Here is a 16,233-nt window from a genome sequence, read left to right on the forward strand (position 1 = left end):
TTAACTTTAGGTTAAGAATGAAATATGCGTTGAAGAACCCGTACAGCGGATTAAAGAATATTCCTAAAAATATCTGGATGCTTGCTGCGGCAACTCTGATTAACAGATCGGGAACGATGGTTTTACCATTTATTGCTCTTTATGCCAACCAGGTACTGAAAGTTTCCAAGGCAGATGCAGGATTGGTGCTTGCTGTTTATGGTGTTGGTGCTTTTATATCTGCACCTTTCTCCGGAAAGTTAAGTGATAAAATCGGGACAATGCGGCAGATGAAAATATCTTTGTTCGCGACCGGATCATTCCTTCTTTTTTATTCCTTCATTACTGATTTTATATTATTTCTTTCTCTCACGTTTATCTGGGCAATTTTAAGTGAAGCATTCCGTCCAGCGAGCATGGCTTTTATATCAGATGAAGTTACATCTGACAGAAGAAAAACTGCTTTCGCACTTCAGCGGCTGGCAATAAATCTTGGGATGAGCATTGGTCCGGTTGTCGGAGGAATACTAAGCACAATAAATTTTCACTTGTTGTTTTATATCAACGCACTCTCATCACTTGCTGCGGGAGCTTTTTTGACTTTTTCACATTTTGAAAAGCACGAAACGACAGATCCGGAAAAGCAAATCATTGAAAAAAATATTTCTCACCAAAAAGTAAATGTGCTTAATGATAAAAGATTACTTTACTTTCTTCTCGCATTTATTCCTGTTGAGATAGTTTTCTTCCAGCATATTGGTGCGCTGCCATTATTTATTGTATCAGATTTAGGATATACAAATGCTGTATTTGGAATTTTAACTGCTGTCAACACCGTTCTGATAATTTTTATTGAGGTGCCTCTTAACGATTCAATGCGATATTGGGATGACAGAAAAGCGCTTGCACTTGGTGCGCTATTGTGCGGAGTTGGTTTTGGTTTGATGGCTTTTACAAATACAATTCCTCCAATCGCTGCGTTGATTGTTATATGGACTTTTGGGGAAATGATTTTCTTTCCTTCATCGGGTGAGTATGTTGCGAAGATAGCTCCAGAAAAACAACGCGGCGAGTATATGGGTTATTTCCAGATGGCATTCAGCTTTGCGTTTATGGTTGGTCCGTGGCTCGGTGCAACGGTGCTTGATCTTTACGGTCCGTTTAATTTGTGGTTGGGATGTCTTGCGTTTGGATTGATTTCTACTGTGATGATGTTGAGGTTGAAAAAATAATTGTGATAAAAAAGCCCCGTTATTCGCGGGGCTTACAAATAATTCTGCCTGATCGTTTTTCTAATCGCTCACTTTGGTTTTAGGTTTTCTTCTGCTGAAAAAGTATATCGCGATAACAGCTATAACCACTACTGCAATCATTACATAAATCCACCAGCTTGAAGGGAATAGTGCGCTTTTCCATTCACCTATTTTACTTTCCATCTTGTTCTTGTTTTCGTCGGTGATCATTTTATTTTCGATCAAGTAATTCATCCAAACTGGCTGAATGGTTTTAAACCAGATGCTGTCAGCAAACTGAGCATAGATTCTCCTTGATTCTTCCGTACTCTTAACGCCGAGATTTTTAAGTTCGTCGCCTATAAATGTTTCAACGGAAGCAGTAAAATCATCACCATTCCTGAAGCTTCTGAGCTCGATACCGTTCAAAGAAAATTCTTCGTTGATTGATTCCCATGCTTCCTGCCTGACGGCGGCGTTCCAATCGTTAAACAGATCATCAATCTGCTTAAGCTCTTCTGATTTTTTTTCATCATCAGCATATACTTCAACCAGCCTGACTCCCACTTTCCGCCACTTGTCAACAAAATCATTCTGCTGTTCTTTTATCTCTTTAAGATCTTCAGGCTTGAGCGAAGTTGCTTTTATGAATTTAATATTATCTCTTATTGTGATCTTAATATTGTTCAGAACATTGTCCTTCTGTTCCTGGCTGGCGACTTCGCTTTTATCTTCTGTGGTGAAAGCATCTTTATCGCGCATAGTAGGTGGCATCAGGCTGTCGATCATCGCAAGAACGAGGTCGTCTCTTTCTCTAATAGATGAACGAAGTTCCGCAACAAGTTTTTCAAGTTTTTTAATTGTCTTTACATCCTTTTCTCTTTGTGCTTCAAGTTTTTGTACCTGTGAGAGAAGTTCGTTGTTACGCTGGTTAAGAACTTCAACCTGCTGCTTGAGTTCTCCGACTTCTGTTTGTAAAACATCAATTGTTGAGAAATCTCCCTGCCTTAACAGGTACGCTTTGTTCAGCTTGTCAATTGATTCATCAAATTTGTCGGGATAAAGACTTTTATCGAGCAAATCTTTGTGAACAAGATAGTTACTGTTGAGAGTTGTTATTTTATCTGCAACCGGCTGCAGTTCCTGAAGCGAAGTTGCATCTTTAATACTTTTTTCAATTGCCGAATATTCAGCTTTGAAATTATCTACTATCTCTCTGTCGGATTGAGCGTTTGAAATGCTTATCAACCCAGCAAGTAAAAAGAAAACGAAAACAAGATTAAAATATTTTCTGATCATTTTGAAGCTCCTTCTATTCCTTTATAAGTAAGATTCATTTTATTAGTTCCATCAACGAGTTCAATGTAAGGCTCACGCTGATTGAATGCAGGGCTCTGCAATCCGAATTCAGAAATGAATATTTTGTTTTCAAGAACCATTGTGCCTTCTTCTGTTTTAAATACATAAACGTTCTTAAAGCCAGCGGAAGTTAAAAAATAAAATCCCATATTATCTCTTATCAGATGAGCATCTTTGCCTTTGTATGAAAGTGAATCCTGGAATTCTTCAAAGAACATTCCGACGGTATTAACCTCGACGGAATATCTGTCATCAGAAATTTTTCCGTTAGCATCAACAGGCAAGACAGATTCAAGTGGCCAGGAAAAATTTGCCGGCTGAAGTGTCAATACAGAGCAGGCAGCAAATAATGCAGAAAGGATTAAAGAAACAATTAATAATTGCTTCATATATTCTCCCAAAAATTGTTTGTTATAAAAATTTGTTAAAGAGTTAAGTAAAAAATAAGAAGAAATTGCTTTCGTTTTATTGTAAAGAATAATGACCTGGTTTATAATAAAAAAGCCGCAAAATACTGCGGCTATTAAATTATTAATTATTAAGTGCTTTTATCTTCTTCCGCCTCTGCCGCCGCCACTTCGACCGCCGCCAGCACCACCGCGTCCACCGCCTCCGCCGCCTTTTCTATCACGCTGCGGACGGGCCTCATTTACAACAAGTTTCTTTCCCTTCAATTCGAATGTATTAAGTGTTTCGATTGCTTTCATCGCTTCAGCCTGTCCGGGCATTTCAACAAAACCGAAACCTCTAGATTCCTGTGTAAACATATCGCGAATTACTTTCGCGCTGCTAACCTTGCCGTGCTGTGAAAAAAGTTCGTTAAGGTCATCTTCTTTAACATCAGATGCAAGGTTGCCTACGTAAATGTTCATTTTGAACTCCTTAAAAAAAATAAAAAAATTGTCAGGCGATACTTATTTGTGCCTGATTCCTGTCGTTGTAAAAAGAGATAAAGCGGGAAATTTGATGAAATGCTGTATCTTTATTTTATGCGGACGCTCAAAGTTAGAATAAATAATGTGCTTTTACAAGTGACTTATGATTTAGGAAGAAAATCCTCCGTATACTTAATAATTAGCCTGATTCCCGGTCGATTTGTTATATAATACCATATCCATTCAACCATAACCCTTAAACGGTTTCTGAATCCTATCAGATATGCGATGTGAACAAATGACCACGCAAGCCATGCAATTAACCCTGAAAGTTTGATGCCTTTTACAACTCCAACAGCTTTGGCTTTTCCGATCGTTGCCATCGTTCCCTTGTCATTGTATTTAAAAACCCCTCTTGAATTCCCTATTAAATTTTTTGCAATGATTCTGGCAACGTATCTTCCCTGTTGCATCGCAACAGGAGCAATCGCAGGGAGATATTCACCCCTTTTATTTTTGATTGCAGCTGCATCACCGATTACAAAAATTTTATCATCTTCCTTAATGCTTAAATCATCTTTAACAACTGCTCTGCCGGCTCTGTCAATTTCAGTGTTAAGAGATTTTATTAAAGGCGATGACTGATTTCCTGCAGCCCAGAGTACGTTGCTTGATTCAATAAATCTGTCGCCAACTTTTACTCCGTGATCATTTATTTCAGAAACCTTTTGATTTAATATTACTTCAACTTCAAGTTTCTTTAAATCTTCAAGTGCATGGGCAGAAAGTTTATCGGGATATGATGAAAGAATTTTCGGCAGTGCTTCAATCAAATATACTTTTGTCATTGATGCGGTTATGTTCCTGAAATCAGGAATAACATTTTTATTAACTATTTCCGAAATGGCTCCTGCAAGTTCAACACCAGTTGGTCCACCACCGATAATTACAAAGTTGAGATACTTTTGTCTTTTTACAAGATCAACTTCTTTTTCCGCTGCTTCGAGAGATAGAAGAATTTTCTCTCTGATCTTCAACGCATCATTCATTGTTTTTAATCCGGGTGCAAATTTTTCCCATTCATCTTTTCCGAAATAGGAATGTTTTGAGCCGGTTGCAACTATTAAATAATCAAAATCAATTTCAGAACCGTTGAATAAAACTTTCCTTTCTTCTCTTTTAATCGCTCTTACTTCGCCAAGAAGTACTTTGACATTTTTATTTTTGCTAAAGACAGATCTGATTGGAGTTGCAATATCAGCCGGAGATAAAGCAGTTGTTGCAACCTGATAAAGCAAAGGCTGGAAAACGTGATGGTTTGTTTTGTCTATTATGGTTATATCAAAATCAAATTTTGCTAATACCTTCGCGGCTGTCAATCCGCCGAAACCAGCGCCGATTATAACTATCTTTTTCATAATTCATAAACCTCCTGCTCAAAATTAATAAATTGTCGTTCGTTAAACGTTGAGCAATGTCACATAAAAAAGAAGCCGTCACAGGGACGGCTCCATTTAAAATCAATGTAGCTAATAGAAGTTTATTGAAAGGAAAATTACTCCTTTAAGTTTTAAGAACTAACTAAACCTCTGTGTCTTCTTCTTCCACTTCAAATTCAAACTTAAACTTTTTCAGCTTTGGCAGATTTTCCTGAAGTTCTTTTTGGAGTTTTTCCATCTCTTCCTTGAATTCTTTATCATCGAACCTGAATTTGTAAATGTGATCCTTGTTTTCTTCCAGCTCTTTTTTCAGTTCTTCCATTTCTTTTTGAAATTCTTCACTATCAAAATAATGGAACCGGAAATTTTCCTTGAGTTCAGGAAGGTCCTTCTGCATTTCTTCGAGATCTTTGTGTAGTTCTTCCATATCAAAATGGAAATCCTTGCCAGCAACCAGAGGCATATGGAATTTAAATTTCCGGTCACCGAATCTCATTTCATCAAGCTGGTCGTAAACTTTTTCTTTATAATCTGCTACAAGATCATCGGGAATTCTACTTCCATTTTTATAAATGGAGGTAATCTCATCTCCCATAAAGTTTACTTCCCAATGTATTCTTTCACCATCAACGGTTTCATAAAATGAGAGATACTTCGATGAATCTTTATTCAGAGAATCGGTTGGTGTGGCTGCACAGGAAACGGAAGTAATTCCTATTAGAAAAAATATTACAAGCAAAAGCGTGTTTGCGGACTTTGTTTTCGGAATGGTTGAAAAAAAGTTCATGGTTTCTCCTGTTTAATTGTTAATAATCCGTCCCCTTCTTGGGCTTCACTGAAAATTATGACGCAATTAACCGGATGAAGTTTCAATTCTTATCCATTATATGAAATATGAACCTATTTGCTGATGGATGGCTGTACGAAAGGTTGAAAATCGATTGGATTTATTTCCAGAAACCGTATTTCTTAATATGGCGGTATGCCATGTAGCCAACTGCACCTGCCTGAACTGCCCCTAAAACATAACGCACCATATCGAATTCTGAATCCCGCAGATACTGCTGGTATAACGGTGCAGTAAAGAAAGTATTCACTTCGCCATTGCCCGGTTGTGAGCTGTTCGATATTAATAATTCAGTTCTCAACCATACTGTAGATGGATTATCATCAAATAAAATATCTTCAGGTATATATGGAGCAATAGGCTTGCTGAAAATTTCGTCGATATTATACTGAAATTCAATTGGTGGAACTATCCCCTGAAACCTTATTGTCGAATCGGGCAGCTGACTCTGATTTGTTTCCTCAACCTGAGCAAATGAAATGCAGGCATATAAACACAAAGCAGAAAGTATTTTTAATCTCGTAGCCATATTCGGTAAATAAAAAAGCTGTGGACTCAAACTTGATGCCCACAGCCAAAAATAAATTAAGAGAGTTATTTCAACAAATACTTTTCGTAGAATAAAACTTCTGACCAGATGTAATAATCACGATTGGTTTTCTTTCTGAAACCGTGTCCTTCATCTTTTGCAAGAAGATACCATACTTCGCCGCCATTCTTTCTAACAACATCAACAATCTGCTCAGCTTCAGTATACGGTACTCGAGGATCATTATAACCCTGCACAACAAAAAGTGGCTTGGTTATTTTGTGTGCATTTGTTGTTGGAGAAATGCTGTTAAGAAAAGCATTCATATCGGGATCTCTTTCATCACCATACTCAACCCTTCTTAAATCTCTTCTGTAATCCTGTGTGTTATTCAAAAAAGTTACAAAGTTGCTGATACCCACAATGTCTACTCCGCATCTAATTCTGTCATTGTAATTAAACATAGATGATAATACCATATATCCACCGTAAGACCCGCCATTAACAGCAACACGATTTGCATCAAGGTCCGGCTGCTTTTCAATCCAATCTAATAATGCGCCAATATCTTTCACAGAATGCTCTCTGTTATAACCATTATCAAGTGATAGATAGGTTTTCCCGTAGCCTGTTGAACCGCGAACATTTGGTTCAATAATCGCAATGCCCATTTCATTAATATAATATTGATTAATCGGACTGAAAGAAGGAACCGCTTGACTTTCCGGTCCGCCGTGGATATCAATTACGACCGGATGCGGTCCATCACCTTTTGGTTTATAAACAAAAGCTGGAATCATTCTGGGTTTGCCGTCTACTTCATCAAAAGTTGGATAATGGATTAGTTCGGGGATCACAAACTCTGAAGTGTTCAATCCGCCGGCTTCACTGTAAGTCCATCGCTCAAGAGAATAGTCTGATAAGTTCATTACAAAAATATCGCCCGGTGTTTGCGGCGTATTTAAAACAAGAGCAAGCTTTTTTCCATCAGGATGAAATGATAATCCATAAATCTGACCAACAGGAAGATCTGGAACTTGATTGTGCTTCATGGTTTTTGTATCAAGCAAATAAAGTTTATCCAGTCCGCCTTCATTAACTGTGAATGCAAGCATATCACCTTGTTCTGACAATGTCAGCGCTCCAATATCCCAGTTAATATCTTCTGTAAGCACAGTAATATTTTTTGTTTGAAGATCATAATACCGAAGTCTTTTAAACTCACTCTTTTCATCTGATGTAAAGAAAATTCCTTTGCCGTCTTTTGAAAATTTTGTTCCGCCGTAAGATATCTTTTCTGGTGAAGGATTGATTTGTTCGAGATTTTGGGTGTTGATGTTAAAAGTGTAAAGATAGCTTTCATTAGCAGAAATATATTTTCCAACGATGAGTGAATTATCATCCGGTGACCAATCAACTACACCCCATGCACCACCTTCACTTAAAACCATTTCAGCATTTTCAGGATTGTTTATATCAGCAATGTAGATATCCCAATCCATTCCGTTTCTTTTTGTACTAAAGAAAGAAAATTTATCTCCTTTATTATTCCAGGAAACTCCGCCGTTACTTGATTTTCCATCAGTAAGCATTTTGAATGTCCCGGTTACCAGATCGAATGAAAATATCTGGTAAAATTCGCCTCCGCCAACATCCTTTGTGAATAGAAAAATATTTTTAGTTTTATCTGGACAAACAGTCGCTCCACCAACCGGTTCATTAAAAAATGTAATTTGTTCTCTTGAGCCGCCCGGGTTTTTTACTTTGTGGAATTGTACTGTCTCGCCAAAGCGTGTTGAAATCAAAATACCTTCATTATTGTGCAGCCAATCCTGGAATGAAGCCGATCGTGTACTTTGATATTGAAAGATTCTGTCTTTGAGCTGCTGCGGGATTTCCGGAATGTTTTCAATTATGAGATTGCCAAGTTCTTTTCTTTCAATCTGAGCAAAAGCAAAAGAGCAAGGAATAATGATTGAAAGAATAAAAAAGAGTGATAACATTTTTTTCATTTGTGTTCTCCTTTGTAGTTATAAAAGAATTTAAGTTTTATCTATCCTTATATCTTTATCCTTCAGATAGGAAACAATATAATTAAAACAATTTTCATCTTCACCGAGAAATTCCGGTGGGCAAATTCCTTTTCGATTGTAGTTATGATCCAGCAAATATCTCGCAGCTGCGCAACATGTAAATCCGGTTGTTCTTGCCATCGATGAATTATCTTCCTTTGAATCGTATTCGTCAAAAACAAAATAGTGATGAGAAGTTTTTTTGTTGTCCTGACTTCCTTCTATCAATACATCCAGCACAGTAAAATCTCTTTCGCCTTTTACGGGCGACCAGAATGGAAAAAGTAATTTGGCTGTCAGATCAATCGGATTAACTTTTTTCTTATTTATTTCAATTTCTTTTTCACCGAATAATCCGACCTCCCTGAAAATTTTCATCAGCTCGATATGACCCGGATAACGCATAGTCTTTTCAATCATATTCGGAATTTTCATTGTCTTCATCAAAGACCTCAATCCGTCTGTGTTGAATGCTTCAAGATCTCCGACTTCTTTGTAATTAATTATTTCAGGTTCTGACAAAGCAGGCTTCTCAATAATTTTTCCATCAACTACCAATCTTGCCGGCCGAGTATATTCAGCGATCACATCAATTGGTGAAAAGAATGCTTTGTACTCAAAAGGCCATTCACGTTTGTATGGAAGTCCTCCAACAAGACATTTATAATTTGAAATCTTCATTCTTTTATTATGATACCCGAGAATAATATTTGCAAAACCTGGTGCAACTCCGCAATCAACAATTGCAGTAACGCCTCTTTGCTTTGCAAGTTTGTCCAATAAGAATTGATCCTCGGGGAAGAAAGAAATATCGACAACATTTTTCCCTGCTTTGATTATTGATTTCAATGACTTGAATCCCATGAATCCAGGGAGAGCACAAATTACCAGATCAGAATTCTTGACAACTTTTTGAATTTCAGAGTTAGAAGAAAGATCTGCTTTACGTGTTTTTATTTTTTTGTCTTTGAGATTTTTAAGCCGGATGGAATTTGAATCAACTGCGGTAACCTGATAATCTTTGGAAAGTTCTATCGCTATTGTTCTTCCAACTAATCCTGCCCCGAGAACAATTACTTTTTTCATTTTGAAATCCCTGTTAATCTTTTTTCAACTTAGAAATAAGTACTTTGGCTTTTTGTACAATAGCTTCTTTTGTGAAACCATACTCTTTAAAAATAATTTCATATGGAGCTGACGCACCGAATTTTTCAATGCTTATGGCTTCTCCATAATCGCCGAGATATTTTTCCCAGCCCTGCTTTACTCCGGCTTCGATTGAAATTCTTGCTTTAATTGATTTTGGAAGAACTGATTCTTTGTATTCATCTGATTGCAATTCGAACAATTCCCAACTTGGGAAACTTACAACTCTCGAATTTATTCCTTCGGACTGAAGCTGGTTGAATGCTTCAACGGCAAGCGAAACTTCAGAACCGGAAGCCATTAATATCACATCTGGTTTGTTTTCTGATTGAATGAGAATGTATGCACCTTTTGATAAATTTTCTGCTGAGGACATCTTTGTTCTATCGAGAACAGGAACTTTCTGTCTTGTCAACGTAAGTGCAACCGGACTTCCTTTATGTTCAATAGCAACTTTCCAGGCTTCCACAGTTTCATTTGCATCAGCAGGTCTGATCACTACAACTTTGGGTATTGCTCGAAGAGAAGCAAGATGCTCAAGTGGCTGATGAGTTGGTCCGTCTTCTCCAAGCCCGATGCTGTCATGAGTGAAAACATAAATCGGACGAACACCGGAAAGTGAAGCGAGCCTGATTGATGGTCGCATATAATCAGAAAAAACAAGGAATGTTCCGCCATATGGGGTTACTCCGCCGTACAAAGCCATTCCGTTTAATATTCCGCCCATTCCGTGTTCGCGAATTCCGAAGTGAAAATTTTTACCGCTTCTGTTTTCAGCAGAAAATTTTTCTGATTCTTTTATATAAGTGTTGTTAGATGGTTCAAGATCAGCTGAGCCCCCAATCAATGTCGGGAGATGTTTTGCAATTGCATTAATTACACTTCCAGATGCATTTCTTGTTGGAACACCTTCACCATATTTAGTAAAGGAGGGTAATGCTGCCAACCATTCATCGCCAAAATCATTATTGAATACTTTTACAAATTGCTCTGCTTCAGCAGGATATTTTTTCTTGTAGTTTTCGAATAGTTTGTTCCATTCATTTTCATAATTACTGAATGTGTTTTTCATTTTTCTGAAATGATCTGCAACTTCATCCGGTATATAGAAAAATTTGTTCTCGTCCCAGTCAAGATTTTTCTTTGTGGCTTTTACTTCATCCTCTCCAAGCGGTGATCCGTGAGCTGCAGAAGTATCCTGCTTCTTGGGACTTCCAAATCCAATGTGTGTTTTTGTAATTATTAATGTCGGTTTGGTAGTTTCCTTTTGTGCCTGCTCAACAGCTTTATCAATTTGTGGGAGATCGTTCACATCATCAACATTCAAAACCTGCCAGCTGTATGCTTCAAATCTTTTTTTGATATCTTCTGAAAAAGCAAGACTTGTTTTTCCATCGATAGTAATTCCATTATCATCATAAAAGAAAATTAATTTGCCGAGCTTCAAATGTCCTGCAAGCGAAGCTGCTTCGTGAGAAATTCCTTCCATCAAATCGCCGTCGCTGCAGATTCCGTAAATAAAGTGATCGAGAATTTTAATGTCATCCTTATTAAAAAGTGAACCAAGATATTCCTGTGCAATTGCCATTCCGACAGCATTTGAAAATCCTTGTCCGAGCGGACCGGTCGTAGTTTCAACACCGGGAGCTAAACCAAATTCAGGATGACCGGGAGTAATACTTTTCCATTGTCTGAAATTTTTCAAATCATCCATTGAAATTTTGTATCCGCAAAGATGAAGAATAGAATACAACAGCATACTTCCGTGTCCGGCAGAAAGAATAAACCTGTCCCGATTTTTCCAATCCGGGTTTTCAGGATTATGCTTCATAAACTTTGTATAAAGCCAATAAGCAATCGGTGCACAGCCCATCGGCATTCCGGGATGACCAGAGTTTGCTTTCTGAACCGCATCAACAGCAAGGAATCGTATTGTATTAATTGAGAGTTGAGATAAATCTTTTTCTGGCATTTGTTACTCCTGAATCACAAAATATTGTATAATTGAAGAAGGTAATTGAAACATAAAACTATTTAAGCCATAGGCTTATAAAAAGAAATGTTTGCCGTAATCTGTTCAAAAAGGGTCTAATCTTTAGTGAAAAATTACGGCTAATTTTGGGGAATTAAAAAAGAATCTTCGAGTAAGCAGTCAAAAAAAAATTATAAAAATTACTTCCTAAACTGCTTAATAAAATCTTCCACTTCCGGTAAACCGCCCTGGTAAATTAGATAGCCGTTGCTCGGTTCGCGTTCTGTAATTTCTCCGGCAATTGGTGTGAGCATAATATCTTTTACTTTTTGTGGATCATCGGTTTGTCCTAATGCCCAGCCAAGTTTTACATAAGCAACTTCGGGAAGCATATTTGCTGCGGGAATTACTCCAAGCTCCATCATATCTCTTCCGGTGTCGTAAACGTACATCTGCACATAACCCCACAGAGTTTGCACAGTCATATACACAGCAACGTTTTTTTCTTTAGCACGTTTAAGTGCGGGATACATCGGTTTGTTCACGTGACCAAGTCCTGTTCCCGCAATCACAATTCCTCTGTAACCGTTATCAACTAACGAATCAATTATATCAGGCTGCATATTCGGATAGTAGTAGACAATGCTAACCTTCTCTTCAAACACAGGATTGATGATTACATCTTTGTCTTTTCTTCTGCGTTTGTAATCATTACGAAGCGGGGTGATTTTTTCTCTGCTGACTGTAGCAATAGGAATGTCGCCAATAGTTCTGAAAGTTGATCTGTAACTTGAATGCATTTTTCTTACGCGCGTTCCGCGATGAAGAAGACCATAAATATCAGATGTTGGTCCAAACATACAAACCATCACTTCAGCAATATCACTTTCCGATGCGGTTTTAACTGAATGAATTAAGTTGAGTGCAGCATCAGATGATGGACGATCGCTTGAACGCTGCGAACCAACCATAACAATAGGGACTGGAGAATTCTGAACCATAAAAGATAACGCTGCGGCAGTGTGATGCATAATGTCCGTTCCGTGTCCGATCACAATTCCCTGCACACCTTTTTCAATTTCTTTTCCGATTGCTTCTGCAACGCCTTTCCAGTGTTTCGGCCCGATGTTTTCGCTAAACTCCCCGTAAAGCTTTTCGGTTTCAAGATTGCAATAATCTGCAAGCTCCGGAACAGAGCCGTACAGTTCTCCCGGTGAGAATGCAGGAATAACAGCACCGGTTCGGTAATCGAGTCTGCTGGCAATTGTTCCGCCGGTACCGAGAAGTTTCACTTTTGGTTTTTTAGGATCGTAGGGAAAATCTTTTTCTGGAATTTTATAGTGAGCTTCTTTTCTTCCAAAAATTTTTATTGACTGAATTCTCCTTGCGGCAATACCAATATTATATCCGACAGGAATTTTCAATACTATATGAAATTCATCGGCGGTTTCGGATCTTGGAAGAATCAATCCTTTAAAATCTCCATCTGCAGTGTTTATCTCCACATCGCTCCACACAAGCGCATTGAATTTCTGAAGAGTTTTTAATGCTTCTCCTTTATAACCCTTGTATTCATCATTATTTGACATTCTTCAAACTCCTTTGAAACTCAATGACTTTCTGCGCAACTTTCTTCGCACTGATCTTTCCGCGAAGTCTGCTCATCAATATTCCCATCATTATGCTATTTGCGTTTTGTGGTTTAACGAACTTCATTCTTTGCATTTCGAGATCTGCACTCGTAATTTCTTTTTCAAGGTCTGTATCGCTGATCGGTCTTGGTAATATTTCTTCAACAAACATTCCGAGCTCAGTGCTGATCTTCATCGCCTTGAGAATGAAATCGTACGTGAGCTTTCCATCAGCATATGCTCGGAGAATTGCTGTCATCATCTCTTCATTTATTGAATCTATCACGTAACTGCTTCTGCTTAATCTTTTTGGATATTGAATCAGAATTACTGCCGCAGTTGTTGGGTTTACCCTCCACCCAATAACTGCTTTCTTAAACAGTTCAGCATATTTTGAAATTGACAGCTCATCGATTGTATCGGGAGGAATATTAAGCTTCCTGTACCATTCCTGTCTCTTCCAGAATTGTTCGGGAAGCCAGGATTTAATTTTATTAATTCTTTCCGCACCAATTTTTTTAGGTGGAAGGTCTGTATCGGGATACATTCTGTCTGCACCCGGAAGAATTCTTTCGAATCCATTTGTACCATCACTCAGTGCTTGTCTCGTTTCCGAAGGAATACCAATCGTTGCTTCCTTCGCACGAATGATAATTTCGTTCACAGCAGTTTGAATATCATCATCACTCGCCCAAACAATTACAATTGTATCATTGTCCGTTGCTTCAACGTGTTTTTTAATTTTCTGCCAGTCGGATGAAGTGATTGTATCGGTCCTGCTGTCTGAATGAATAATATTTGGAATAGTTGTCAGGCAGGCAATTACTCTCACTCTATCTGAAATTTCCTTGGAAAAATATGTGTCGGTTTGAGTCTGCCAACGAAGCAAATCTTTAAATCCTTTGAGGACAACACAACTGATTTTCAATTTGCTTTCTACTGCATTTTTTAATGGAACGTAGTGAGGTTTTTTTATAAGAGATGTTATATCATAATCTTTTGCCTGGAAAGTTTCGGGAGTAATTCCTCTATTCTTCAGTTCTTCCCGCAATCTTAATAGATTCCATTGACGCATTGCTTCGTTGTGTGTCAACAATGGAATCATTGTAATCTTTGGAACACCTTTTATTTCAACTCGTGTTCCTCCTTCCACACTTACGTTTACATCCTGTCTTGCTGCACCGATTCCTCTTCGTACTTTGTGAGTGCTTCTGACGAGTTTTGCACAAATCCATCCAACTTCAGCTACTTCGTACGGAGTTCGCATATCCGGACCCGTAACAGTTTCAATCAGCGGCATTCCAAGCCTATCTGTCAAATAAACTCTTGTGTGAGAATAATCGGCAACTTCCCTGCAGGAATCTTCTTCAATGGACATCTGGACAATTTTTACTTTTCTGTCTTTGTACGGTATCCAGCCGTCTACAGCATAAATTGCTGTCCGCTGAAAACCTGTTGGAATACTTCCGTCTAAATATTGTTTTCGCGCAATATGAAGTTCATCAACAAGCTTGCAGTTATAAAGCATTCCAATTCCAAGTGCAATATCAAGTGCATCTTCGTTAATAAGGAACGGAGGTGTGTCATCCATTTCATATGTGCAGACAGTGTTTCTGTTTATCCTGTAAATAATTTCTTTTTTTGTTTTGAATTCCATCAAAGCAGTGCCATCATAAACGCCAAGTTCTGATAAAGTCGGACGCATATGTCTAAGTATTTCTGCATGATAGTTATCGCTGTAAATGCCAGCGGGGCAACGGCAAAATAGTTTCTTATTGGTATAAAGCTGTTGATGAATTTCGAGACCGGATTTGAAGCCAACGGTTTGATAATCGGCTTCTGTCATCTCTCCGAATGGTTTGAAGATAAATTCTTTCATAAGATTTTAATTGATGTAACGCAACATATAAAAAATATTCCCGGCAGAGAACAGCATTATACCGTACAGGGTGCCGGGAACACACAAGCGACATAAAATATTGGGTGGGATTAATATGATATATCGCTTATTTCAATAATTTCAGCTTCAGGATCGTGCTTTTGTAAATAGCTGATAAACTCCGGATTAAAATATTTTTGATGAGTTCTTTCATATTCCTGCAGCCAATGTTCAACCTCCTGATGTGTAAGTGAGCTCTTCACATAATTTAGCTTTTCGGTGTCATCAAAAATCCGGTAGTAGAATATTTTTTTCTTACTCATATTTTTTTTACTTATGGTTTTTTCGGATATACCCGATAATGATTCCTCTGTCAGAGTCATAATAAAACCTCATTACAAAGTTAGAAAATTTTTCCGCCTTTTTTAAGAATATCTCGTGCAATAATCCCTTTTTGTATTTCGTTTGTTCCTTCAAAAATCCTGTTGATCCTTGAATCCCTGTAATATCTTTCAATTGAAAGTTCCTGTGAGTAACCCATTCCACCGTGTATCTGAACAGCACGGTCAGCAACTTCATCAAGTGCGTCGGAACAATATAGTTTTACCATCGCTGATCTTGTTGAGATGTCTTTCTTCAAATCATAATCAGTAGCAGTACGATAGACTATTGATTCCATATTGAAAACCATTGTTGCCATCTCTGCAAGCATAAATTGAACTGCCTGGAAAAAGCTGATAGGATGATCGAATTGTTTTCTTTCTTTCGCATAATTTGTTGAAAGCTCCAACAACTCTTTTGCAACTCCCAGGCAAGCAGCACCGAGTCCGAGTCTTCCTGCATCCAGAGTTTTCATTGCAATTAAGAATCCCCTTCCATCAACACCTAATAGATTTTCTTTTGGTATCCGAACATTTTCAAAACTCAGTGCGTTTGTCGTGCTTCCCTTTATTCCCATTTTCTTTTCCGGCGGACCAGCTTTAAATCCCGGAGTATCTGTTTCAACAATAAAAGCACTGATTCCTTTTTCGGTTCTTGCAAATAAAGAAAGTATACCCGCAATTCCACCATTTGTAATCCAGAGTTTCTCTCCGTTTATAACCCACTGATCACCTTCAAGATCTGCTTTTGTTTTTAGATGAAATGAATCTGAACCGGCTTGTGCTTCTGTTAAGCAGAAAGCTGCTATCTTTTCTCCTGTTGCAAGCTGTGTTAGATATTTTTTCTTCTGCTCTTCACTTCCCCCGATGTAAATTGCATTTGAACCAATTGA

14 protein-coding genes are annotated in these 16,233 nt (G+C 37.9%); 1 reads left to right on the forward strand and 13 read right to left on the reverse strand.

Annotated elements, in window-relative coordinates; genetic code table 11:
- The first annotated feature begins 17 nt into the window (after positions 1 to 17).
- Positions 18 to 1,211 carry an MFS transporter gene (locus IPM14_12055; GenBank protein MBK9098829.1) on the forward strand — a complete coding sequence of 398 codons (1,194 nt, stop codon included), beginning with the start codon at positions 18 to 20 and terminating at the stop codon, positions 1,209 to 1,211.
- A gap of 60 nt (positions 1,212 to 1,271) precedes the next feature.
- Here IPM14_12055 and IPM14_12060 read toward each other — a convergent pair whose 3' ends face one another.
- The 13 genes from IPM14_12060 to IPM14_12120 form a co-directional block, all read right to left on the reverse strand.
- Positions 1,272 to 2,510: a hypothetical protein gene (locus IPM14_12060; GenBank protein ID MBK9098830.1), complete on the reverse strand. Its 1,239-nt coding sequence runs from the start codon at positions 2,508 to 2,510 to the stop codon at positions 1,272 to 1,274.
- Positions 2,507 to 2,959, reverse strand: a complete 453-nt coding sequence (locus IPM14_12065; protein MBK9098831.1) for a hypothetical protein — start codon at positions 2,957 to 2,959, stop codon at positions 2,507 to 2,509. Before IPM14_12065 ends, IPM14_12060 begins: the two co-directional genes overlap by 4 nt.
- A 159-nt stretch (positions 2,960 to 3,118) precedes the next feature.
- The gene (locus IPM14_12070) at positions 3,119 to 3,442 is read right to left on the reverse strand and encodes an RNA-binding protein (GenBank protein MBK9098832.1); all 324 of its coding nucleotides are present in this window, start codon (positions 3,440 to 3,442) and stop codon (positions 3,119 to 3,121) included.
- A 164-nt stretch (positions 3,443 to 3,606) separates the two neighbouring features.
- Positions 3,607 to 4,866, reverse strand: a complete 1,260-nt coding sequence (locus IPM14_12075; GenBank protein ID MBK9098833.1) for an NAD(P)/FAD-dependent oxidoreductase — start codon at positions 4,864 to 4,866, stop codon at positions 3,607 to 3,609.
- Between the two features lie 160 nt (positions 4,867 to 5,026).
- Entirely contained in the window at positions 5,027 to 5,671 is a 645-nt protein-coding gene (locus IPM14_12080; GenBank protein ID MBK9098834.1) for a hypothetical protein, read from the reverse strand.
- 160 nt (positions 5,672 to 5,831) lie between these two features.
- Positions 5,832 to 6,290, reverse strand: coding sequence for a hypothetical protein (locus IPM14_12085; GenBank protein MBK9098835.1), 459 nt, complete (start codon positions 6,288 to 6,290; stop codon positions 5,832 to 5,834).
- 35 nt (positions 6,291 to 6,325) lie between these two features.
- Positions 6,326 to 8,272, reverse strand: a complete 1,947-nt coding sequence (locus IPM14_12090) for a S9 family peptidase (GenBank protein MBK9098836.1) — start codon at positions 8,270 to 8,272, stop codon at positions 6,326 to 6,328.
- Positions 8,273 to 8,302: 30 nt separating this feature from the next.
- On the reverse strand, positions 8,303 to 9,418 hold the full coding sequence (locus IPM14_12095; GenBank protein ID MBK9098837.1) for a saccharopine dehydrogenase NADP-binding domain-containing protein: 1,116 nt from the start codon (positions 9,416 to 9,418) through the stop codon (positions 8,303 to 8,305).
- 13 nt (positions 9,419 to 9,431) lie between these two features.
- Positions 9,432 to 11,450 (reverse strand): transketolase, encoded by a 2,019-nt coding sequence (gene tkt / locus IPM14_12100; protein ID MBK9098838.1) that lies wholly within the window; start codon positions 11,448 to 11,450, stop codon positions 9,432 to 9,434.
- Positions 11,451 to 11,650: 200 nt separating this feature from the next.
- Positions 11,651 to 13,039, reverse strand: coding sequence for a Glu-tRNA(Gln) amidotransferase subunit GatD (gene gatD, locus IPM14_12105; GenBank protein MBK9098839.1), 1,389 nt, complete (start codon positions 13,037 to 13,039; stop codon positions 11,651 to 11,653).
- Complete coding sequence (gene gatE, locus IPM14_12110) at positions 13,029 to 14,960, reverse strand: Glu-tRNA(Gln) amidotransferase subunit GatE (protein MBK9098840.1); 1,932 nt, start codon at positions 14,958 to 14,960, stop codon at positions 13,029 to 13,031. The genes gatD and gatE overlap by 11 nt, the downstream gene beginning before the upstream one ends.
- A gap of 110 nt (positions 14,961 to 15,070) precedes the next feature.
- Positions 15,071 to 15,283, reverse strand: coding sequence for a hypothetical protein (locus IPM14_12115; GenBank protein MBK9098841.1), 213 nt, complete (start codon positions 15,281 to 15,283; stop codon positions 15,071 to 15,073).
- An 80-nt stretch (positions 15,284 to 15,363) separates the two neighbouring features.
- The coding region (locus tag IPM14_12120) for an acyl-CoA dehydrogenase family protein (GenBank protein MBK9098842.1) at positions 15,364 to 16,233 on the reverse strand (870 nt) is incomplete at its 5' end.

The sequence above is a fragment of the bacterium genome, from assembly GCA_016716565.1.
GTDB lineage: Bacteria > Bacteroidota > Ignavibacteria > Ignavibacteriales > Ignavibacteriaceae > IGN2.